At 55.4% G+C, this 21,866-nt stretch carries 21 protein-coding genes; 3 read left to right on the top strand and 18 right to left on the bottom strand.

The genetic code is table 11. The features are described from left to right. Window position 1 precedes the first annotated feature (1 nt). The 15 genes from AC0IM9_RS04000 to AC0IM9_RS03930 form a co-directional block, all read right to left on the bottom strand. Window positions 2-898: a glycosyltransferase family 2 protein gene (locus AC0IM9_RS04000; protein ID WP_445371139.1), complete on the bottom strand. Its 897-nt coding sequence runs from the start codon at window positions 896-898 to the stop codon at window positions 2-4. Window positions 899-1,030: 132 nt separating this feature from the next. Continuing rightward, window positions 1,031-2,101, bottom strand: a complete 1,071-nt coding sequence (locus AC0IM9_RS03995; protein WP_482803149.1) for a FemAB family protein — start codon at window positions 2,099-2,101, stop codon at window positions 1,031-1,033. A gap of 3 nt (window positions 2,102-2,104) precedes the next feature. Next, complete coding sequence (gene pseI, locus AC0IM9_RS03990; protein ID WP_445371141.1) at window positions 2,105-3,148, bottom strand: pseudaminic acid synthase; 1,044 nt, start codon at window positions 3,146-3,148, stop codon at window positions 2,105-2,107. 3 nt (window positions 3,149-3,151) lie between these two features. Next, window positions 3,152-4,678 carry a UDP-2,4-diacetamido-2,4,6-trideoxy-beta-L-altropyranose hydrolase gene (gene pseG, locus AC0IM9_RS03985; protein ID WP_482803148.1) on the bottom strand — a complete coding sequence of 509 codons (1,527 nt, stop codon included), beginning with the start codon at window positions 4,676-4,678 and terminating at the stop codon, window positions 3,152-3,154. Further along, window positions 4,675-5,964 (bottom strand): aminotransferase class III-fold pyridoxal phosphate-dependent enzyme, encoded by a 1,290-nt coding sequence (locus AC0IM9_RS03980; protein ID WP_482803147.1) that lies wholly within the window; start codon window positions 5,962-5,964, stop codon window positions 4,675-4,677. The genes pseG and AC0IM9_RS03980 overlap by 4 nt, the downstream gene beginning before the upstream one ends. Window positions 5,965-5,969: 5 nt before the next feature. After that, on the bottom strand, window positions 5,970-6,746 hold the full coding sequence (locus AC0IM9_RS03975) for a cytidylyltransferase domain-containing protein (protein ID WP_482803146.1): 777 nt from the start codon (window positions 6,744-6,746) through the stop codon (window positions 5,970-5,972). Then, the gene (locus AC0IM9_RS03970) at window positions 6,743-7,636 is read right to left on the bottom strand and encodes an aldo/keto reductase (protein ID WP_482803145.1); all 894 of its coding nucleotides are present in this window, start codon (window positions 7,634-7,636) and stop codon (window positions 6,743-6,745) included. The genes AC0IM9_RS03975 and AC0IM9_RS03970 overlap by 4 nt, the downstream gene beginning before the upstream one ends. Beyond that, entirely contained in the window at window positions 7,633-8,799 is a 1,167-nt protein-coding gene (gene pseC, locus AC0IM9_RS03965) for a UDP-4-amino-4,6-dideoxy-N-acetyl-beta-L-altrosamine transaminase (RefSeq protein ID WP_482803144.1), read from the bottom strand. Before pseC ends, AC0IM9_RS03970 begins: the two co-directional genes overlap by 4 nt. Beyond that, entirely contained in the window at window positions 8,796-9,794 is a 999-nt protein-coding gene (pseB, locus tag AC0IM9_RS03960; protein WP_140911373.1) for a UDP-N-acetylglucosamine 4,6-dehydratase (inverting), read from the bottom strand. The genes pseC and pseB overlap by 4 nt, the downstream gene beginning before the upstream one ends. A 43-nt stretch (window positions 9,795-9,837) precedes the next feature. Then, window positions 9,838-10,386 (bottom strand): dTDP-4-dehydrorhamnose 3,5-epimerase, encoded by a 549-nt coding sequence (rfbC, locus tag AC0IM9_RS03955; RefSeq protein WP_482803143.1) that lies wholly within the window; start codon window positions 10,384-10,386, stop codon window positions 9,838-9,840. Between the two features lie 168 nt (window positions 10,387-10,554). Continuing rightward, window positions 10,555-11,439, bottom strand: coding sequence for a glucose-1-phosphate thymidylyltransferase RfbA (rfbA, locus tag AC0IM9_RS03950; RefSeq protein ID WP_140911375.1), 885 nt, complete (start codon window positions 11,437-11,439; stop codon window positions 10,555-10,557). 2 nt (window positions 11,440-11,441) lie between these two features. Then, complete coding sequence (rfbD, locus tag AC0IM9_RS03945) at window positions 11,442-12,338, bottom strand: dTDP-4-dehydrorhamnose reductase (RefSeq protein WP_482803142.1); 897 nt, start codon at window positions 12,336-12,338, stop codon at window positions 11,442-11,444. Continuing rightward, the gene (gene rfbB, locus AC0IM9_RS03940) at window positions 12,335-13,405 is read right to left on the bottom strand and encodes a dTDP-glucose 4,6-dehydratase (RefSeq protein WP_482803141.1); all 1,071 of its coding nucleotides are present in this window, start codon (window positions 13,403-13,405) and stop codon (window positions 12,335-12,337) included. Before rfbB ends, rfbD begins: the two co-directional genes overlap by 4 nt. 88 nt (window positions 13,406-13,493) lie before the next feature. Continuing rightward, window positions 13,494-14,177: a sensor histidine kinase gene (locus tag AC0IM9_RS03935; RefSeq protein ID WP_482803140.1), complete on the bottom strand. Its 684-nt coding sequence runs from the start codon at window positions 14,175-14,177 to the stop codon at window positions 13,494-13,496. Window positions 14,178-14,179: 2 nt separating this feature from the next. Then, window positions 14,180-15,808, bottom strand: a complete 1,629-nt coding sequence (locus AC0IM9_RS03930; RefSeq protein WP_482803139.1) for a tetratricopeptide repeat protein — start codon at window positions 15,806-15,808, stop codon at window positions 14,180-14,182. Between the two features lie 125 nt (window positions 15,809-15,933). On the opposite strand from AC0IM9_RS03930, the gene htpG reads away from it, so the two are divergent. Then, entirely contained in the window at window positions 15,934-17,871 is a 1,938-nt protein-coding gene (gene htpG / locus AC0IM9_RS03925; RefSeq protein ID WP_482803138.1) for a molecular chaperone HtpG, read from the top strand. A gap of 134 nt (window positions 17,872-18,005) precedes the next feature. Here the strand turns inward: htpG and AC0IM9_RS03920 are convergent, their stop codons facing one another. Continuing rightward, window positions 18,006-18,572: a lectin-like protein gene (locus AC0IM9_RS03920; RefSeq protein WP_482803137.1), complete on the bottom strand. Its 567-nt coding sequence runs from the start codon at window positions 18,570-18,572 to the stop codon at window positions 18,006-18,008. A 398-nt stretch (window positions 18,573-18,970) separates the two neighbouring features. On the opposite strand from AC0IM9_RS03920, the gene AC0IM9_RS03915 reads away from it, so the two are divergent. Continuing rightward, the gene (locus tag AC0IM9_RS03915; RefSeq protein ID WP_482803136.1) at window positions 18,971-19,210 is read left to right on the top strand and encodes a hypothetical protein; all 240 of its coding nucleotides are present in this window, start codon (window positions 18,971-18,973) and stop codon (window positions 19,208-19,210) included. 68 nt (window positions 19,211-19,278) lie between these two features. Continuing rightward, complete coding sequence (locus tag AC0IM9_RS03910; protein ID WP_445371155.1) at window positions 19,279-19,704, top strand: hypothetical protein; 426 nt, start codon at window positions 19,279-19,281, stop codon at window positions 19,702-19,704. A gap of 28 nt (window positions 19,705-19,732) precedes the next feature. On the opposite strand, the gene AC0IM9_RS03905 is transcribed toward AC0IM9_RS03910, so the two are convergent. Further along, window positions 19,733-21,079 (bottom strand): diguanylate cyclase, encoded by a 1,347-nt coding sequence (locus AC0IM9_RS03905; RefSeq protein WP_482803315.1) that lies wholly within the window; start codon window positions 21,077-21,079, stop codon window positions 19,733-19,735. Between the two features lie 121 nt (window positions 21,080-21,200). Next, the gene (locus tag AC0IM9_RS03900; RefSeq protein WP_482803135.1) at window positions 21,201-21,851 is read right to left on the bottom strand and encodes a response regulator transcription factor; all 651 of its coding nucleotides are present in this window, start codon (window positions 21,849-21,851) and stop codon (window positions 21,201-21,203) included. Between the last annotated feature and the right edge of the window lie 15 nt (window positions 21,852-21,866).

Here is a 21,866-nt window from a genome sequence, read left to right as displayed (position 1 = left end):
TTCAGACCTTTCTCAGTGTGTTTAATCTTTGACTCAAAATCATGCCGAGCCGGCGGCAAAACAAATAACCCACCGCAACCGGCGAGAACATCACACCCGGCCAACTGGCGGCCGCATACGCGGCATAGGCAAACCGGCTCTCCATTTGCAGGTGAACCGAGACGTACATTAGAAACAGCAGCAGATGGCGCCAACCCAAACTTGGCGAATGCGGAAAAGGCGATCGGCCGCCGACGAAATGTACGGTATTTTCGCTACTGGCGTTGCAAAAGCCGCCCGAGCTCAACAGGCCGAAAATAAAGGCGTAACTGACGAAATTATATTCAAGAAACGGCCAAGCCGCGGCTAGCTTCGGCGGTATCCGCCAAAAGCGCAACAACCCGGCCAATTTCCGGCCCAATGCGGTAGGAAACAGGCCGTAAAACACGGCGTCGGTGTCGAGACGAACGAAATTGGTCATCGCGGCCAGTCTGCCCAATGCCGTTTTCATTTCCTTCACCACTCGGTCATCGCCAGCTAAGTCGACATCGACTATCTCGCAACGGCCATAGGTCAAAGCCGCCCCGCTTTGTTCGGCTGTGGCCACTATATGTTCCAAATACTCCGCGCACCAATAATCGTCGTCGGCCAGCCAGATGAAATAACGGCCGGTGGCGGCATTCAAGGCCGCCCGGAAATTAAAAAACGCCCCTTGGTTGACCGGATGAAACAGGCATTTGATGCGCGGGTCGTTAGCGGCAAATTCTTCGATAATTTGCCTTACCAACGGATCGGTACTGCCGTTGTCGCTAATGACAATTTCCACGTCGCGGTAGGTTTGCGAGGTCGCCGATTCGATGGCCCGTTTCAGCAACTCCGGCCGGTTATAAGAGACGATGCCAATCGAAACATTTGCCATCAACAAGCTCCTTGCCGGCTCGAAAATCTGCGGCCGCTGTTTTTGTCAGGGAATGGGCTGAATGTTATTGAGTGCATACGGAAAGACGATAGACGGCTGTTTGTTCGCAGGACAGGTTCCAGGACTCAGAAATCAATGGCATAGGCTGGCGGTCAAGCGATAGCACGGGAAAATATGGGAGGCAAACCCCTGTTTGAATTCGGCGATCCGCAGTTCCTTTTCGCTGGGCGGCGGCTGATCGCCGGGATAGGGTCGGGCGCCGATTTTGTACCAACGGACGCCGCGGCTTTTCATTTCTTCTATGGCCCGGTATTGCACGGCATGCCCCAAAGGTTTGTCGAATAGCGCCCTATCGTAGGCAGCCACCGCGTATACGGCTTCGTCGCGGGTCACCTGAAAAAAACCGCCGCCGACCATGCGTTGCGCGCCGTCGCGCAGGTACACCAGAAACGCATCGCCGGACGCGACGGCTGCGTGCTGCAAGCGCCAACTGTCGTCGCTACGCGTCACCCTGCCGGCGACCTCGCGATGCAGATTTTTGAATTCGTCCCAGACCCGATCGTCGCGGCCGTCAAGAACCGCAATCTGCCACAGTTTGGCACCCAACGACACCAGCGGCCGGTAGCTCTTGCGAAAGCCGGACTTAATCTCGGCAACGGAACGATGTAAATCGATAAACAATTCGTAGCTGCAGGCAACGGTGGCACCGCGGCACAAAGCCAAGTGCTGCCATTCGCTGACACTGGACTGATTTTCGAATGCAGCCAGCGACTGCCATTGGCCGATATCAAATTTCCTCGCCAGCGTATCGACGAAATCCAGGCAACTTTGCAACAGCTTTTTTCTGACGTTTGGCGTCAGCCCGGCAACGAACAGCGGCGGCAACAGCGCATCGCCGTTGCTACCGAGACGCACGCCATCGGCGACGGCAAAGCTCAACGGCCAGATACCGCAGGGATGCTTGTCCTGGTAAAGCACGAGGGATAGGTCGAATAGCGGTTGTCCGCTGCCGCGCCAATATGCCAACTGGTAGTCGATCATGGCCCTGCTATAGGCCACCGGCTGATATTCGGCACGCACGGCCGCGTTACACCAATTGCCTGGATTTTCTGAATACGGCCGGGCCGGCAAATTCGCCGTCGCCAAAACTTCATCGAGATCGAAAGGTAAACGATCCAACCAAGGTTGTTCAATTTCCGCCATTATTCAGCCGAGCAAATCCCAGGACATCGGCGTCCCCATTTTCACATCGCGGTTGACCTTGCGCCCCAGCAAGGTTTCGTAGTACTTGGGCGGCAATCCCAGACCAGGCCTGACGCAGCGCAAATTCTCGCTGGTCAAAACTTCGCCGGCAACGACGTCGCGGGCGATGTAAATCGAACGCCGAAATTGCAGCGATTTTTTTTCGGCGTCGGTTACGCCGTAGCTGATTTCGCCCAAGGCCTGCCAGGCGCGCTCGGTTTCGACCACCAATGCCGCCATTTCCGCGGGCTCCAGCGAAAATGCACTATCGACGCCGCCGTCGGCGCGACACAGCGTAAAGTGTTTTTCGATGACACTGGCGCCCAACGCCACGCTGGCCACCGCGACGCCGGTACCCATGGTATGGTCGGACAAACCCACTTCGCAGCCGAACAGTTCGCGCAGGTGCGGAATGGTGCGGATGTTGGTGTTCTTGGGCGTGGCGGGATAGGAACTGGTGCATTTCAACAACACGATGTCGTTGCAGCCGGCTGCGCGCGCGGCGCGCACCGTATCGTCCAGTTCGGCTACGCTGGCCATGCCGGTGGAAACGATCATCGGCTTGCCGGTTGCGGCCACTTTGCGTATCAACGGCAGATCGATATTTTCGAACGAGGCGATTTTGTAGCAAGGGACATCCAACGTCTCCAAAAAATCGACCGAGGTCGAATCGAATGGTGTCGAAAAACCGATCATCCCCAATTCACGGCAACGGTCGAAGATGGGCTTATGCCATTCCCAAGGCGTGTGAGCTTGCTGATAAAGTTTATAGAGTGACGTACCCTGCCATAACGACTTGTCGTCCGAAATAAAAAACTCGCCCTGATCCAAATCCAACGTCATGGTATCGGCTGTATAGGTTTGGATCTTCAGCGCGTGCGCACCGGAACGCGCCGCCGCTTCGACGATCTGCAATGCGCGCTCGAGCGACTGGTTATGGTTGCCGGACATTTCGGCAATCACGAAAGGTTGGTGGGAAGGCCCGATAGGCCTGTTTCCGATATGCATGGATCAATTCCTGATTTTCTTTTCGTAAGCGTACGATTTGCTTCGAAAACCGGCTTTGGAAAAGGCGGATACGGAAGGCAAATTATTCGCCATTATAATGGCCTCGACCGTTTGCACCCCAGGCCAATTATTCTCGACCCAAATACAGCCGGCTTCGATAAGGTGCACGCCTATGCCTTTGCCGTAATGACCAGGCACAAGGTATACGGATATCACCGAGCGTTCGCTGTCGCGATCGAAACGCAACACGCCCACCGCCTCGCCGTCGATCTCGCCGATCAGTACTCGGCGATCAGGATCCAATAGAACTTGGCTAAACCAATTTCGATGCCGCTCGAAGTCGATAGCCTGCGCATCCTGAGAATATTTTCGGGTCGATTCGGCATTGCGCCATTGATAAATCGGCTCGCAATCGCCAATTTCCGCCGGCCGTAATGCTAACCGGGCCTGAAGCAAATGCGACACCACCCGATTCGTCCCGAGACCATCGGCCACCTCCAAGCTACGTTGCGCAATACTCTCTATTAAGCCGACTGCGTTAACCGCAACCGATAATGCCGAAGCGACTAACTCTGTCGTTACCCGCTCGGATTGCCCCAGATACAGGATCGCACCCTGCCTGGCCATGGCTTCGCATCCCGGTTGCTGGTTAGCGGCCACGCTGACAACGATAGTCGGCAAGCCCAGACAACTACGTTCCCACATCGCGCCGCCGCCGGCTCCGACCGCCAGATCGGCATTTGCCATCAACTCCGCCATATTGCTGACTTGGCGATATAGGGTACACGCGGGCAATTGCTCGGATAATCCCAACAATTGCGGGTAATGCGAATTGGCGCTACCGACGACGACATCGACGACCAATTCCTCGCGAGCCAGACTCTTTAACGCCAGTAACACTTTCGCGGTTTCGTTGCCGGGATCGCCGCCGCCGAAAAAAACCAAAACGCGCTTGACCGCGCCGGACCTGATCCGCGCAGCATCCCTTAGTGCTTTAAATTCGGGACGCAGCAACGCATATTTAGGCCCGATCAGCGTGCCTGCAGTGGACGGCAGCAAACCGTCGTAGCGGGTTTTCCCGGTTAGGTTCTGCAGATTTTGGTCCAACAACAAGTCGCAATCGTGCCGCCGGTCCGCCAAATCGTCAATCACCATGATGCGCCCGACCATCGGCCGCAATATTGCCTCCCATTCCGCGTCGATCGCGTAATGGTCGACGATCAGCCAATCGGGATCGCCAAACTGCCGTAAAGCCGCAGCGGTTTGTTGGGCATCCTCGGTTTGCGTTGTTCCCAACCACGCGGCATGGGCAAGCCGGTTATCGGGAGCGGACGTCGGTTCCGGCAACCGCAATAACAGATGGCCTGAAGCCTGGATCAGCGAAAACAGATTGCCCGGATGTTCGCGGCTGATGAATGCCACCTCGGCACCGCGCTCGCGCAATGCATCGGCCAGAGTCAGGCAACGCATCACATGGCCGCTGCCCATCGGCACCGAGGCGTCGGCGCGAATCGCGACTTTCAAACTCATCTGACCTTGAACAACGGTTCCAGCGCCTGGCAACGCAGCATTTTCTCTAACGAACGCTCCTTGACCGCCGCAACCAATAGTGGAATCACCTCATCGTAGGCTGCAAACAATTGATCCAGATCGCTGTCGTGATGGCTATAGCTCATGTTGTGGGAGCCGAAGGCCAGAATGCCTCGATCCAGCATCTCTTGCATGAACAGAGTTTTCAATTGCCAGGACGTGTACGGCTCGGCATCCTTGATCAACAAAAAGCTCCAGGCTGGATGGCCGGAGACGCTGATGAAATGCTCGGCACCGTTTGCGGCTATCACTGCATGCAGACGCTGGATGATTTTTTCGCCTTGCCGGCGCATCGTCGCCACGACCGGTTCGCGCTGCAATTTCTGCATCGTCGCCAATGCCGCCGCCAACGACAAGGTTTCGCCGCCGAAGGTAAACGAGAAGAACACTTCTTCCATCAATTGCATCAAGTCCGCCCGCCCGGCGACGGCGGATACCGGATAACCGTTGGCCAAGCCTTTGCCGAAGGTCGCTAAATCCGGCGTCACCCCGAAATATTCCTGGGCGCCGCCGTTGGCATAGCGAAAGCCGGTGATGGTTTCGTCGAAAACCAACACCGCACCGTGTTTGTGGGTTAATTCTTTGACATTCTGCAGAAACCCGTCCTGCGGCTCGACTACATTCATCGGTTCCAGAATCACCGCAGCGATCCGGTCCGGCCACTGCTTGAACACACTGTCCAGCGAGGCGATGTCGTTATACATGAAGGTATGCGTCAAATCGCGGGTGGCTTGTGGCACGCCGCGGTTACGCAAGGTCGAACCGATATACCAATCCTGCCAGCCATGGTAGCCGCAAACCGCGACATGGTCGCGGCCGGTATGGGCTCGCGCCAGGCGAATGGCGCCGGCCGTGGCGTCGGAACCGTTTTTGCCAAATCTGACTCGTTCCGCACACGGCACCAATTCGCAGATTTTTTCCGCGACCTGCATTTCGATCGGATGGGACAAGCTGAATATCACGCCGTCTTCCAACTGCGCCTTGACGGCTTCGGTGACGTCCGGATCGTTGTAGCCCAACGTGACGGCCGCCAAGCTGTTGATGAAATCGACGTACTCGTTGCCGTCGACATCCCATACGTGGCTGCCGCGCCCGCGCTGGATGAAATACGGCGACACCCCGTACGGGTATTGGGTTTTACTCTTGCTGAAAGTTTGGGAACCGAGCGGAATGGTTTTCAGCGCGCGTTCCAGTAGCGTTTCGGAGTTGCGGTAACGTTCTGACATAAGGGTTATTCACTCGCGGGATTTGACGGATGCGGCGCTTCGGCGGCAAGGGATTTGAGATAACCCTCGTTGCGTTGATGCTGCGTATTCCAGTTGGCCAGCTCCGGGCGCTCGGCCAAAAAACGCAAAATGTCCGGCGTCGAGAAATCCGGATTGGCCGGGTACAAAGCGGCATATATCTGCGACACCAATTCGAAATCTCGGGGCTCGTCGACAGTCCAGCGCAGATGCGACAAGTCTTCCCGATTGAAAAAATGGCCAAGATTGAAGCGTTCCGGCTGCTGGTGAATGAACGGCGTGACGTGTTCGCGTTGCGACGGCAGCACGGCCTCGCGCCAAGCCTGCTCCAGGCAGGCAAAGCGGCAGATTTCGACATCCAAGCCGTCCGGGAAGGTCGGCTGTATCGCGTTACTGGCATAGTCGTAACCGCCGGCCAGATAAAATTCGATGACTTGGTCGATCAACCCCGGATCGGCCAACGGGCAATCCGCGGTCAGCCTCACAACATGATCCGGGTGGTAACTCGCTGCCGCTTGATAGAAGCGGTCCAGCACGTCTTGCAGATTGCCGCGAAAGCAGTCGACTGCATGTTGTTCGCACAAACTTGCTATCGCATCGTCCGCCGTCTCGCTGCTGGTAGCGACCAGTAGCCGGTCGATATGACGGACTTTTTGCAGCCGTTCGATTTGCCTGAGCAACATCGGCTCTCCCAACAACGGCATCAACACCTTACCGGGCAAGCGGGACGACGACAGCCGAGCCTGTAATATCGCTAATATCATGATTTTCCTGGTTGCAGCCGCCACAAAGCCGGATTGACTATCGCTTCTGCGCCGATGGCAAACCCGGCAAACTCGCCGCAATCGAGCTCAACGTTGGCGGCGTCGCAGATATCGCGTAGTTGCTGCGCATTGTTCACGCCACAAATGATTTGGTCGATTTCGGTCAAGCCGGAGACGAACCCCACTGCGGCTTGTAGCGGCGTCAATCCGCGGGCGCGAACAAATGCGTGATAGGCTTCGAGAACATGCCGCACCGGAGCGAAATACGCCGGAATTTCCGACACATCCATCAGCAACAGGCCCTGCAAAAATACCGAGCGGGCATGCACCTCGACTCCGGCCGATTTTAGTTTTTGCAAATGGCCGCTAACCAGCAAGCGCTGATCCAAAACACTGATCGGCAGTTGCACCAAATCGAACTCAAACCGCTGCAGAATTTGGTCTATCTGCGCCGAGTCGTACACCGAAACCCCGATCTTGGCAACCAAGCCTTGCTGCTTCAAGCCGGTTAACGCCGCCATCAAACGTTCGCCGCCGGGCACGAACAGATCGTCCGCCCGATGAATCAATAAGCCGTATACCGAATCGCAGTTCAGCTTTGTTAACGACTCCTGGAAGACTCGTTGCAATCGTTCGGCATCATCGGCATCCAAAACCGGTTTGGCAAATTGCGGGGTTTTGGTCACGATATCGAACCCGGCCGCCGCCGGCAAACAATTGCCCAACACCTGTTCGCTATCGCCGTAAAGGCTCGCAGTATCCAGCACCCGAACCTTCAGCTCATCCGCCGCCGCCAGAATAGCGGCGACTTCGGCAGCTGGCGTTTTGCCGTCTTTATTCGAAACGCCGTAATCGACGCCGAATTGCACGGTACCCAAACCGATCTTCATTGCAATTGTCCGCGCAACGCTTCGATGACGCGGTCTTGGTTAGCTTCGGTCAAGGTCGCATACAGCGGCAGACTGATCGCGGCACGGTAATAACGTTCAGCTTCCGGAAAGTCTCCGGGCTGGAAACCCAGCTGTCGGTAATAGGGCTGCAAGTGCACCGGAATGTAATGCACGTTGACGCCGATATCGGCTGCGCGCAGGCCTTCGAACACTCTCAGCCTGCTGTAGGCAGAGACACCTTCCGCAATTCTGATCGGGTACAAATGCAACGCGGAATAATTGTCCGGGTGCTGCCAAGGAATCTCAACCGGCAACGCCGACAACAAACTGTCGTAACGCGCTGCCAAGCGCTGCCGGTTTGCCACGAATTCGTCCAACCGCGATAGCTGGCTCAAACCCAGAGCGGCCTGGATATCCGTCATGCGGTAGTTGTAACCGAGCGCAATCTGTTGGTAATACCAAGGGCCGTCGGCCTGGTGCGTCATTTGCGCCGGATCGCGGGTAATGCCGTGGCTGCGCAGCAGGGCCAGCTTATCGGCCAATTCGGTATCGTTGGTCAGCGCCATACCGCCCTCGGCGGTCGTGATGATTTTGACCGGATGGAAACTGAATACGGTGATATCGGCGTAGCGGCAATTGCCGATCGGCTGGTTCCGGTATTTTCCGCCGATCGCGTGCGAGGCATCTTCGATGATTTTGAAGCCGTATTTTTCGCTCAAAGCATGGATCGCCGCCATCTCGCAGGATTGCCCGCACAGATGCACCGGGATCACCACTTTGGGTAGCTTCCCGTCCCGTTCGGCCCCCTGCAGTTTCTGTTCCAATGCCGCGACGCTGAGGTTGTATGTACGCGGATCGATATCGACGAAATCGACTTTGGCACCGCAGTACAAGGCGCAATTGGCGCTGGCGACGAAGGTGATCGGGCTGGTCCAGACCACGTCGCCGGGCCCGACCCCCAACGCCAGGCAAGCGATATGCAGCGCCGAGGTCGCACTATTCACGGCAATGGCATGGCGCGCGCCACAATATTCCGAAACCGCGGTTTCGAAAGCCGGAACTGCCGGCCCTTGCGTCAGAAAATCAGACTTTAAGACATCGATGACCGCCTGGATGTCGGCTTCGCTGATATCCTGGCGGCCGTAAGGAATGAATGCGGTCATATTTTGCCGACTTTATCGCGGTTCTGTTCCAGCCAGGCCTGCAACTCGGCCACGCTCATCCATTCCGTGTTGTTATCCGAACAATAGATAAAATCCGGCGCAACCCGCACCCCCTGGTTGATGCGCTCGGGATCGGAACTCCAGTTGTGAATCGCCGGCAGAATTTTGTAGTAGTCGTCGTACTCGTAGGTATAAGGCGCGTCTTCCAGCCCTATCATTTGCTCGTGCAATTTTTCGCCAGGGCGAATGCCGACGATTTCGTGCTGCGCATCGGGAGCCACCGCACGGGCGATATCGACGATATTCATCGACGGGATTTTCTTGACATAAATTTCGCCGCCGACCATGTCGTCGAAGGCGCGCCAGACCAGATCGACACCTTGTTCCAACGTAATCATGAAGCGCGTCATCCGGGCATCGGTAATCGGTAACACGCCTTTATGAGCGATGGATTGGAAAAACGGAATCACCGAACCACGCGAGCCCATCACATTGCCGTAACGCACCACGGCAAACCGGGTTTCGTTTTTGCCGGAGTACGAGTTGCCGGCGACGAACAATTTATCGGAGGCCAGTTTGGTCGCTCCGTACAGATTGGCCGGGCTGCTGGCCTTATCGGTAGACAACGCCACTACGCGCTTCACGCCCTGGTCGATACAGGCGTCGATCAGGTTCATCGCGCCGATGATATTGGTCTTGACGCATTCGAACGGGTTGTATTCCGCAGTCGGCACGATTTTGGTCGCCGCGGCGTGTACGACGTATTCGATACCGTTCAACGCGCGGGCCAGACGGTCTTTATCGCGCACGTCGCCGATGAAAAAGCGGACGCGCGGATCGTCGCCGTACAGCTTCGCCATTTCCCACTGCTTCATCTCGTCGCGGGAGAAAATCACCAGGCGGCGCGGATTGTATTTGGCCAAGGTCAACGGCACGAAGGTGTGGCCGAAGGAACCGGTACCACCGGTAATCAGTATGGTTTTGTCGTGAAGCATATTAATCAATAAAGAATTTTATAGCGCCGGCCGTCGAGCGGGTTCAAGCAAACAGTTCAGCCTCGGCTAACGACACGCCGGCTTGGTCTTTTCCGGAGAGAACCGGTTCGCCGGCATAAGGCCAATTGACTTGCAGACTCTCGTCGTTCCAGGCAATACAGCGCTCGTGGTGCGGCGCATAGTAATTCGTGGTTTTGTACAGAAATTCCGCAGTATCGGACAGCGTCACGAAACCGTGGGCGAAGCCTTCTGGTATCCACATTTGCCGCTTATTATCGGCCGACAATATTTCGCCGACCCATTGGCCGAAGGTTGGCGAGCTTTTGCGAATGTCCACCGCGACGTCGAATACTTCGCCCTGTACAACCCGGACCAGCTTGCCTTGGGCCATCGGCGGCATTTGGTAATGCAAGCCGCGTAACACGCCTTTTTGCGATTTCGAGTGGTTATCCTGCACGAAGTTGACGTCGACGCCGGTCAATTCCCTGAACAATTTTTCGTTGAAACTTTCGAAAAAAAAGCCGCGCTCGTCGCCGAACACTTTAGGGGTGAATAATACGACATCGGGAATAGAAAGACGGCTGGCTTGCATGGCTTACCTAAAATCTAAACGAAAGTGACTGCGGCTGAGCGATAGCAATTTAACGCAAGTCGCAAAACGGCTAGCCTCTATGCCACAGGATATATGAACACCAAATTTATTCGGATTTGATGTCAGTTTTGTGGGCGACCAAAAATCGCATGCGACCAGTTCGGCCAATCAAAATACTTGCTTATTCAACAATGTTAACAAATATTGACCGTAACCGTTCTTTGCCAGCGGTTTGGCCAGTTTTTCGATCTGCTCGTCGCCAATCCAGCCGCTACGCCAGGCAATTTCCTCCGGGCACGATATTTTCAGGCCCTGGCGAGACTCGATGGTTTCGATGAAGTTGCTGGCTTCGATCAGACTGGCGTGGGTACCGGTATCCAACCAAGCATAGCCACGGCCCATGATCTCAACGCTAAGTTGTTGACGCTCAAGATAGATCCGGTTGACGTCGGTAATTTCCAACTCGCCGCGCGGCGAAGGTTGCAAATTGGCGGCGATATCGACCACTTGGTTATCGTAAAAATACAAGCCAGTCACGGCGTAATGGCTCTTCGGCTGCGCCGGCTTTTCCTCCAGCGACAAGGCCCTGCCCTCCGCGTCGAAGCTGACCACGCCGTAACGCTCCGGGTCCTGTACGTGGTAGGCGAAAACCGTCGCGCCCGAGCTGCGGTCGTTTGCTGTCCGTAATTGCTGGTACAAATCGTGGCCGTAGAAAATATTGTCGCCCAACACCAAGGCGCTGGGATCGGCTCCGACAAAATCGCGACCGATGATGAAGGCCTGCGCCAAGCCGTCCGGGCTGGGTTGCACCGCATACTGCAAATTCAAGCCCCAATCGCTGCCGTCGCCGAGCAACTGTTGAAACAAGGGCGTATCCTGCGGCGTGGAAATAATCAGAATGTCGCGAATGCCGGCCAGCATCAAGGTGCTGAGCGGGTAATAAATCATCGGCTTGTCGTAAATCGGCAGCAATTGCTTGGAAACCGCTTTGGTGACCGGGTACAAGCGGGTACCGGAACCGCCTGCCAGAATAATGCCTTTACGTTGACTCATGGTTACCTTCCATACAACTCGGACAACATGCGCTCGACCCCTGCCTGCCATGGCGGCAAGCGCAAATCGAATGCGGCCTGCAATTTCTCGGTATTCAAGCGCGAATTCAACGGCCTTTTAGCCGGTGTCTGATAGGCACTGGTCGGGATCGCGGTGACCGCCTGCTTCGGCGTATTCAACGCGACGCCGGCCTGACGGGCGAAATCCAGCGCAAAGTGGGCGTATTCGTACCAAGAGGTCTCGCCGGCCGCCGTCAGATGATAGATCCCGGCAACATCCGGCGTGCGCAATGCGGCGCGGATGGCGTGAGCCGCGACGTCGGCCAACAACTCGGCCCCGGTCGGCGCGCCGATCTGGTCGTCGATCACCGACAACTGCTGCCGCTCCTGCGCCAGCCGCAACATGGTCTTGGCAAAATTGTTCCCGCGCGCGGCGTACACCCAACTGGTGCGAAAGATCAAATGCCGGCAGCCGCTGGCTTGAATCGCAAATTCGCCGGCCAATTTAGTCTGGCCGTAGACATTTAGCGGCCCGGTCGCATCATCTTCCCGCCAAGCTTGATTGCCGCTGCCATTAAAAACGTAGTCGGTGGAATAATGCAGCAGCCAAGCGCCGCATTCAGCCGCTGTGTCCGCCATCGCCCGCGGCGCCGCGCAATTGATGGTATTGGCCAGCTCGATTTCGGTTTCGGCCTTATCGACCGCCGTGTAAGCGGCGGCGTTGACGATCACGTCGGGCCGCACGGCCCGAACCGTGGCCGCGATGCCGTCCGGATTACTCAAGTCGCCGCAGTAGTGCCGATCCTGGCGATCCAAGGCCAACAGCTCGCCCAACGGCGCCAGACTGCGCTGCAGCTCCCAGCCGACCTGGCCGTTCTTGCCGAACAATAAAATCTTCACCCGGCCCGCCCGGCGTAGTTTTTATCCAGCCAAGCCTGGTAATCGCCAGATAATACATTGTTGACCCAGGCTTGGTTGTCCAGGTACCACTGCACGGTCTTGCGTATCCCGGTCTCGAAGGTTTCCGCCGGTTTCCAGCCCAATTCCCGTTCCAGTTTGGTCGCATCGATCGCATAGCGGCGGTCATGGCCGGGCCGGTCTTTGACATAGGTAATTTGCTCGGCATACGACTTGCGGTCGGCCCGCGGCTGCAGTTCGTCGAGTATCGCGCACAGCGTATTTACCACATCCAGATTAGCCTTTTCGTTCCAGCCGCCGACGTTGTAGACCTCGCCCAGCTTGCCGGCAGCCAATACCCGTCGAATAGCGCTGCAATGGTCTTTGACGTACAACCAGTCGCGGATTTGCTGGCCGTCGCCGTAAATCGGCAGCGGCTTGCCGGACAACGCGTTTTGGATGCAGAGCGGGATCAACTTTTCCGGGAAATGGTAGGGGCCGTAATTATTCGAACAGTTGGTGGTCAACACCGGCAAGCCATAGGTATGGTGGTAAGCGCGGACCAGATGGTCGCTGGCGGCCTTGCTGGCCGAATACGGGCTGTTGGGCTGGTACTGGTTGGTTTCGGCGAACGGTGGATCGGTTTTTTCCAGCGACCCGTAAACTTCGTCGGTGGAGACATGCAGAAAGCGGAACGCCTGTTGCTCGGCGGATTGCAGATTGTTCCAATATTCCCTGGCCGCTTCCAGCAAACGAAAACTGCCGACGATATTGGTCTGGATAAAATCTTCCGGGCCATGTATCGAACGATCGACATGGGACTCGGCGGCGAAATTGACCACGGCGCGCACTTGGTGCTGCTTCAGCAAGCCCAGCACCAACTCGTAATCGCCGATATCGCCGTGCACGAACACGTGGCGGGCATCGGCTTGCAGCGCGGCCAGATTTTGCGGGTTGCCGGCATAGGTCAGCTTATCCAGATTGACGACGGTTTCGTCGCTCTGCGCCAGCCAATCCAGAACGAAATTGCTGCCGATAAAGCCGGCGCCGCCGGTAACTAAAATGCTCATATGCAACCGATATTATTGTTGTGTGTTCCTGGCGGTCTTCATCCCTCTACGCCGCCTCGGCGTTTATTGTAACTTAGTAACGGCCAAATCAAGGCAAAAACAGCCGAAACCGGGCTCCGCCCAGTCGACTCGAATTATCGATCGTCACGTAACCGCAGCGGCCGGCGTTTTTGTGCAACCCGGCGATCACCGACACGAAATACAGGCCCAGACCGGTATTGCCGTTGACCCAATCCAGCTCGGCGGCGTTGGTCAAATCGGCCTGCAGAAAATGCGGCGGATAACCGGCGCCGTCGTCCTCGATCGCGATCTGCAAATAGTCGCCGTCCTGCTCGGCCGACACCAACACCGTCTGCCGAGTATAGCGTAAGGCGTTATTCAACACCGCCGCCAAGGCATTGGCGATATTGTCGAAATCGCAATAGGCTTGCAACTCGTCGGTGCAATCCAGCCGCAGCTCGACCTCGTGCAAGGTAGACAGCCGCGCTTGCTGATCCACCGCTTCCTGCAGCACGTCGAGCACCGCACATTGGTCGATGGCCAAACTGAATTTCTGAGCCCCAACCTTATATAACACGAGCAGTTGCATCAGACTATGGTTAATCCGCACCGCCTCGAATTCCAGCAGCCCCAAATCGCCGGTTTCGGTTTGGCGTTTGGCGGAGAACTGGCGGATCAACTCCAACAAGGTGCCCAACGAATTTTTGATGTCGTGCACCGTAAATGCCAACAGCGTCGGAAACAGCGCATCGCGCTCCAAGCGGCCGGACACAGCTAGACCTTGGCAACGGCGGCGCGCTGCAATTTGCCGAATTCCAGTTGCAACACACCCAGTTTGTGCTGCTCCACGCCCAGTAACTTGGCTTTCTTGAGCAGCGTTTTGGCGCGACGCTCCTTATCTTCGTCGAACGGATTTACTTTCAAGTCGTGAATAATAATTTTCAGCATGTTTAAGATGATAGTCTTGTTTTCCGGCATCGCCGAAAATGCCTGCTCGAACAAATCCAGCGCTTCATTGAATTTACCCTGCTTGTATAGCGCCACACCTTTATTGTTGGTGGCAACCAAAACTTGTTTGGTTTTTTGAATCAGGACTTCCGAGTGGTTATGCATGCCGATCCCGCTTTGCATAGCGCGCAGATTGTTCAGAAACGGCTCGTCGTCGATATGGTTATGAATCAATCCGTGCAGGATGGCCTCGGCTTTGCCGATCTGCTCGTTCAAAAAGCACGAACGCGCCACCTCCAACTGCAACTCGCGCGGCGCTTTGCTACCCAAGCGAGCGCAAAGCTCCAAAGCTTTATCCAAAGCCTGCTGCGCTGCGTCCTCGTCGCCCTGCGCCCGGAACAGATCGGCCTCCAAGGTCGCCGCCCGTAGTTCGGCCTCCGGCAGGTTGCCGTATTCCTGGCGCATTTCATTCAGTGTCTTTAAAGCCTCCTCGCCGGCATTGGTCTTGGCGTATAACTTAGCCAGACCGGCGTAGTCGCTACAGGAGCCGTGAACCGAATGCTTGCCCAGTTTGACTGCCGCCTTATAAGCTTTTTCGGCCGCTTCCAGATTGCCGTTTTTATCGGCCGTCTCGGCAAACTTCTTCTGCCGCAGGATCGATTGGGGCGACAATTCCAACGCCTGCGCCAACACCTGTTCAACCTCCTGATGCCGTTCCAGCGCTTCGTAGGCTCGGGTCAGCCAGTCGTACCCCTCCATCAGCATCGGGTTGTCCGCCACCAGGCTCTGCAGGCCGGCGATGGCTTGCTCGATATCGTTGGTTTGAAAGTCGATCACGGCCAGGCCCAGACGCGCCCAAGGCAAATCCCGATGCTGCAATACTTCACCGTAAATCTGCCGCGCGGTTTCGAAATCGCCGGCAGAGGTTGCCAACTCGGCGCGCATTTTCAGCAGATGCAGGCGCATCGTCCCGTCGCCACTTTCCAGTAAGGTGTCGCAGTGCCGGATCGCCTGCGCCAAATCGCCTTTCGCCATCGCCTTTTCGATCGCAGCCAAATACTCGCGGCGCGCAAAGTGCCGATGCAAGCGGCTGATCAATTGCTGGGCATTGAACGGCTTGGTCAGGTACTCGTCCGGTTTGCTGTCCATTGCGCCCAGCACGGCGCCGGTGGATTGTTCGGAACTGATTAAAATGAAAATGCTGCGGTAATCGATCAATTTGCGATGCCGCGCTTCCTCCAACACTTGCTGACCGTTCTTGCCCGGCCCCAGGTTGTAGTCGCACAACACGATCTCGAACGTGGTTTTCGCCATGGCATTGACGGCGGCCACACCGCTGTCGGCCTCGACAATCGCATCGGCATTCAAGCCGTACAACATATCGCGTATCGACTTACGAATCACCGGATTGTCTTCGACAATCAGAATCGGCTTAGCGGCTAAACTCAATTTCATACGCGAGAATCAACTAACGAGACCATAAAACCCGCTTGCCCCGAATGCCGCGACCGCGGCCTTGAAAAATTTAACAGTCATCCCCAACTTGCCCAAGTCCACTTTACAACCAAAAGAGTATAGACATGACTGTTGAGGCAAACAAACAAACCCTAGGTTTTCAAACCGAAGTCAAACATTTGCTGCACTTGATGATTCACTCCTTGTACAGCAACAAGGAAATCTTTTTGCGCGAGCTGATCTCCAACGGTTCCGATGCCGCCGACAAACTGCGCTTCGAAGCCCTGGCCAACGACAGCTTGTACGAGGGCGACAGCGAGCTGAAAATCCGCGTTGATTTCGACGAAGCCAAAAAGACCATCACCATCACCGATAACGGCATCGGCATGAGCCGCGAGGAAGTGCAGGACCACATCGGTACCATCGCCAAATCCGGCACCAAACAATTCTTCGAACGTCTGACCGGCGACCAAGCGAAGGACAGCGAATTGATCGGTCAGTTTGGCGTCGGCTTTTACTCGGCCTTCATCGTCGCCGATAAAGTGACATTGACCACCCGCAAGGCCGGCGCGCCGGTTAGCGAAGGCGTGCGCTGGGAATCCGACGGCCTGGGCGAATACAGCATCGAATCGGTCGATAAAGCTAGCCGCGGCACCGAAATCGTACTGCATCTGAAAGAAGGCGAAGATGAGTTCTTGAGCGCCTGGAAACTGCGTTCCATCATCAAAAAATACTCGGACCACATCTCCCTGCCGATCATCATGAGCCAGGAAATCCCGGCCGAGAAAGACGATGACGGCAACGAAACCGCACCGGCCCGCATCGAAGACGAAACCGTCAACAGCGCGTCGGCCTTGTGGACCAAATCCAAGGACGACATCACCGAAGAACAGTACAACGAGTTCTACAAACATGTCGGCCACGACTTCCAGGACCCGCTGGCCCACGTCCACAGCAAGGTGGAAGGCACCAACGAATACACCTTGTTACTGTACGTGCCAGGCCGCGCCCCCTTCGATTTGTGGGATCGCGACGCCAAACACGGCGTAAAGTTGTACATCAAAAAAGTCTTTATCACCGACGACGCCGAACAACTGATGCCGCGCTACCTGCGCTTCATCCGCGGCGTGATCGATACCGATAGCCTGCCTTTGAACGTATCGCGCGAGATCCTGCAACAAAGCAAACAGATCAGCACCATCAAGGGCGGCGCCGTGAAAAAGGTATTGGGCCTGCTGGAAGATCTGGCCGAGAACGACGCCGAGAAATACCAAAAATTCTGGGAGCAATTCGGTAACGTCATTAAGGAAGGCCCGATCGAAGACCACAAAAACAAGGACCGCGTCGCCGGCCTGTTGCGTTTTTCTTCGACCCACACCGACGACAAGACCCAGAACGTGTCGCTGGCCGACTACGTCAGCCGGATGAAGGAAGGCCAGGAAAAAATCTACTTCATCACCGCCGACAGCTTCGCCGCAGCCAAAAGCAGCCCGCATTTGGAAGTATTCCGCAAGAAAGGTATCGAAGTATTACTGCTGACCGACCGCATCGACGAATGGCTGGTATCCAGCCTGACCGAATTCGACGGCAAGCACATGCAATCGATTGCCAAGGGCGAGCTGGATCTCGACAAATTCGACACCGAAGAAGAGAAAAAACATCAGGAAGAAGTCAGCAAGGACTTCGAATCGGTGGTCAAGCAACTCAAGGACGTGCTCAGCGACAAAGTCAGCGAAGTCAAAATCAGCCACCGTCTGACCGACTCCCCGGCTTGTTTGGTGACCGGCGCTTACGACATGAGCCTGCACATGGAACGGCTCATGAAGGAAGCCGGCCACGCCGGCGGCATGTTCGGCATGGGCGGCAACAGCAAGCCGATCTTCGAAATCAACCCGGACCACGCCATCGTGCAAGCCCTGAAAAACGAGCAAGACGACGCGCGGTTTGCCGATATCAGCCATATTTTGTTCGACCAGGCCATCCTCAGCGAGGGCGGCCAGTTGGACGATCCGGCGGCGTTTGTGCATAAGTTGAATGGGTTGTTGCAGGGGTTGTTGAAATAAGCTGTTTGATTTGAGAAAGGCCGGGAAACCGGCCTTTTTTGTTATAAAAATCTCCCAAGTGCAATGAAAAACGAGGCTAATGCTTTAATTTAGCTAACTCATCACCTCGCCTACAATAGCCACTTAATACTTTTTTAGAAAACTTTTGTTTGGCGTAGACCGGCCAAACTAGCCAAACCAAAGCCAAACAGCCAAACTGCACCTGGAATCGGCACGGTTGTAGGGCTATATTCGATAATGTATCCGTTTGCTTGAGAAGAGTTGCTTCCCGGACCGCCATGGTCGTTCCAGATCCCAAGGCCGTTCCAGTTAGTATGGACGTAGTTTTCACCACCACAACAATTATTTGGTTCCATGAAGCCCCAATTGGTATACGTGAACGGGAGCCCCGCTTCTGGGCCATTACGCCATGTCCATAGGTTAATATCCGCATTGTCGTCGGACCCTCCCAACCATGACAATGCTCCGTTTGCAACATTTGATGAAACAAATTGATTTTCTTCAGAAGAAGTTACAGTAGCGAGATAACCTTGCATGCCTAAATAGGTAGATTGCTGTGCCTGAATAAAGGCTTGAGGCGCAGTAACTGCTGTATCAATATATTCGTACCAATGACCATTGCCCGACCACTGAATGGGAGAAGCAAACGTTTCAGCTGATGCCATTAGCATTACGACAAAATAACAAGTTCTATATTTCATTCACCCTCCAAAGCTTTAAGCAACTAAACGAATTGAAAACAATTTAAATGCAAAAAGCAAACCATATATTATAAGCCCATGAATTTAAAATAATTCCCAATTTAAATATTAAGATTTCATTTCTACATATGTAAAAAAAATTGACAATGGCCATATAGCAAGTAGTCTCCATACAATCGAGGATTCGAAGGCCAATTTTGCCAATTGCCGAGGTGAGCTTGATGACCGGATAGCTAACGCCCTCTATTCCGCTGACGCTCCATCGAGGCTTGCAATATCAAACCGTGCTTTTCCAAGCCCGCGTAGCTCCGATTAGCGAAGCGTAATCGGAGGAATGCAAATCCCCAGACAAATTCGAATATCACGTATTGTTTCCGCTATCGCGATAGCCTATATGAATGTCGGTTCTCGCCATTCCGTCCGGTGCCGAGCGCGGCAGCAGGGAAGAAAATCCGCACCAGTCCTCCCCCAAGACCACAATCGCTCTGTGGAACGGGGGCAATGCAAAAATATTTTGGTATCGAATCGATGTTTTATTACAATCTTGCCGAATCCGTTGCGACATTTCTCCCCCCAAGGGAATGTCGGCGGATTTTCCGCTGATGGCGGGCTTTGCGCCTGCCATCACGGTCGAGTAAACTGCGGCGGCTGGCGGAGCTGCCGGCAATGGAAACGATGCTGTATCACTGTTTAAAGAGGCACTGGCATGATTAGGCAACATCTGGATTTAATAGCCGTGGCCGGCGTCGGAGCCGGTTTGGCAATGTACGACATGACGATAGACCTGGTTTTCAGCGTCGCCCACTTCCTGTTCGAAATGCTGCACCTGGCATTCGAATGGTTCGAGCTTGGCATCGAACATGCCGTGGAGCATACTTTTCACACCACCCGCCACGGCAGCCAGATCATCACCTTTTACATCTTGTTGGCACTTGGCGGTTCGGCGCTTTACGCGCTGTGGAAAGCATTGCCACGAATACAGCGCCGGCTAAAGCAGGCACTGATGAATGCCTGGGTGCGGCGAAAAACCGAGTGCGAGCTTTATTGGCAATCGCTGACTTTGCAAAACAAACTCGGCTTGCTGTCCACGTTGCTGGGTGCGGTTTACCTGAGTACGTTTTTCGTGATGTGACGGCTTCCGGGCGGCCGCTTCAGGTCAATTAAGCTGCGTCGGCATCGGCGACGACGCAATTGCGACCGTTGCGCTTGGCGCGATACAAGGCCTGATCGACCCGCTCGAAGAACGCCTGCTCGGTTTCCGTCATCGTAAACTCGCCGGCGCCGATACTGACGGTCGTCCGAATTTGGCGCGGGAAAACCAGATTGGCGATCGTCTGGCGGACTCGTTCCGCAAATTCGACGGCATTATCGACCGGCGTATGCGGCAACAAAATCGCAAATTCTTCGCCGCCCCAGCGCGTTACGTCGTCAACGGCCCGGACCAGGCCGCGCAGAGCGGATGCCAGCACTTTCAAGACTTCGTCGCCCACCATGTGGCCGTGGCTGTCGTTGACGTTTTTGAAATGGTCGATGTCGATCAGCAATAACGAAAACGGCGTCGACCGGTAACGCCGCATGCGCTGAATTTCTTCTTCCAGCCGTTTCTGCAGCATGCGCCGGTTACCGATACCGGTCAACGGATCGCTAAGCGCCGTTTTTTCCAATCCCGTTGCTTTCGATTCCAGAAAACTGACCAATTCCTTCAGTTCGCTGGCATGGTGTTTGACCAAATCGATCCAGGTGCCGTAGGCAAATCCGACCAGCTCGCTTTGAGTGACGACGCCGACCAAACGCCGGTTTTCGTCCACGACGACCGAGCGTTTGATCTTTAAGGTCTTCAATTGCATCAAGGCGTCGTGTATCGTCGCGCCGGTATCGGTGGTTGCGACCGGGCTGGTCATGTATTCCGTCAACGGCAAATCGGTAGCGCTGCCGGACGACAAAATCCGGAAAATGTCTTTGGTGGTGATGATGCCGACCGGGATCCCGGCGTCGATCACGATAATCGAATCTTCCAGTTTCCGCAGGTGACTCAGTACGTCTTCCAGGATCCAGTCCGGCGAAAACGTGACCGGCTCGGTGCGGGAAATCAGTTCGCCTATGGTTTTCTTTTGCACCAATACCGTCGGATCGACCGCCGAGAGGATATCGGTATAGGTCAAGATGCCTACCAGCTCGCCGCCGGCCCCTACCGCCCCCAGATAACGGTCGCCGCTATTTTCCAGCACCTCCAGCCCCACCAATATATGTTCGCTCTCGTCCAGACAGGCGATTTTGCGAATCGGCAACTCGCCGAGGGTCGCGCCGCTCCGGCCGCCTGAATGGACGTGTTGCAACAGATTTTCGACCGAAAACACGTAGTGGCCGTCCGCCTGCTCGATGACGACGCTGCTGACATTGTTCCGGCTCAGCAACTCGGAGACCTCGCGCACACTCATATCGAGCGAGGCTCGCAAGATTTGACGCTGGGCAATAGCGCCGATAGTAGGAAACAGAGTCAATTCCATCAAAGGGTAATTCGGTTAGCAGTTGAAGTTAAACCGGTATCGCAAAAAGGATTGGCCGGACGTTTATCGGCCGAGACTCAGGCCGCCCAGTCCACGGCCGCCGCTCCGGGATAACGAGGCTTCACGCCCCCACGGAGAATTTTTTCACAAGACTCGGTACGCCGTTGATCTTGACCATAAATTCGTCGTAACCGCGCAGCAATTCGGTCACGGATTTAGCCCGCACTTTGCGCATCAAATTGGCCCGGTGAACTTTGACCGTTTTGATGGAAATATCCAGCTGTTCCGCTATTTCCCGGTTCGTCAGGCCGCTGACCACCATTTGGCAGGTCTGCAATTCTCGGCGGGTTAAACTTTTGAAGTCGCTGAGCCGGCGCCTATCGCGCTCGTGCGATGCCAACGAATTTTCCAACACCTGCTGCATCTGCTCCAGCCGAAACGGTTTCTCGATAAAATCGAACAGGCCGGAATTGATCGCCTGCATCGCCCTGGACAAACGCCCGCTACGGCTGATACAAATCCGCGGGCATTGGCCGAACAATTCGTCGAACGGGCCGTTGTCGAAGATGTCCAGAAACTCGGGATCGAACACCACGCTGGAAGCCAACTTGCCCGGATCGAAACTGTCACGGTTCTCGACAGTCCACCGACTCAATTCGTGACGACAGGCAAAATGCACCACCTCGGCCGCCAGCGGTTCGGCCATCCGCAAAATGCCCTTGTAGGAAGAGATGTCTTCGTCGACAACCAGGATTACTCGGTCGAATTTCATGGGTTGGGATCAAGC

This window comes from Methylomonas sp. Uni0011 (genome assembly GCF_056850255.1).
Note: the sequence above shows the minus strand (reverse complement) of the source record. Positions and strands in the feature narration are given on the sequence as shown.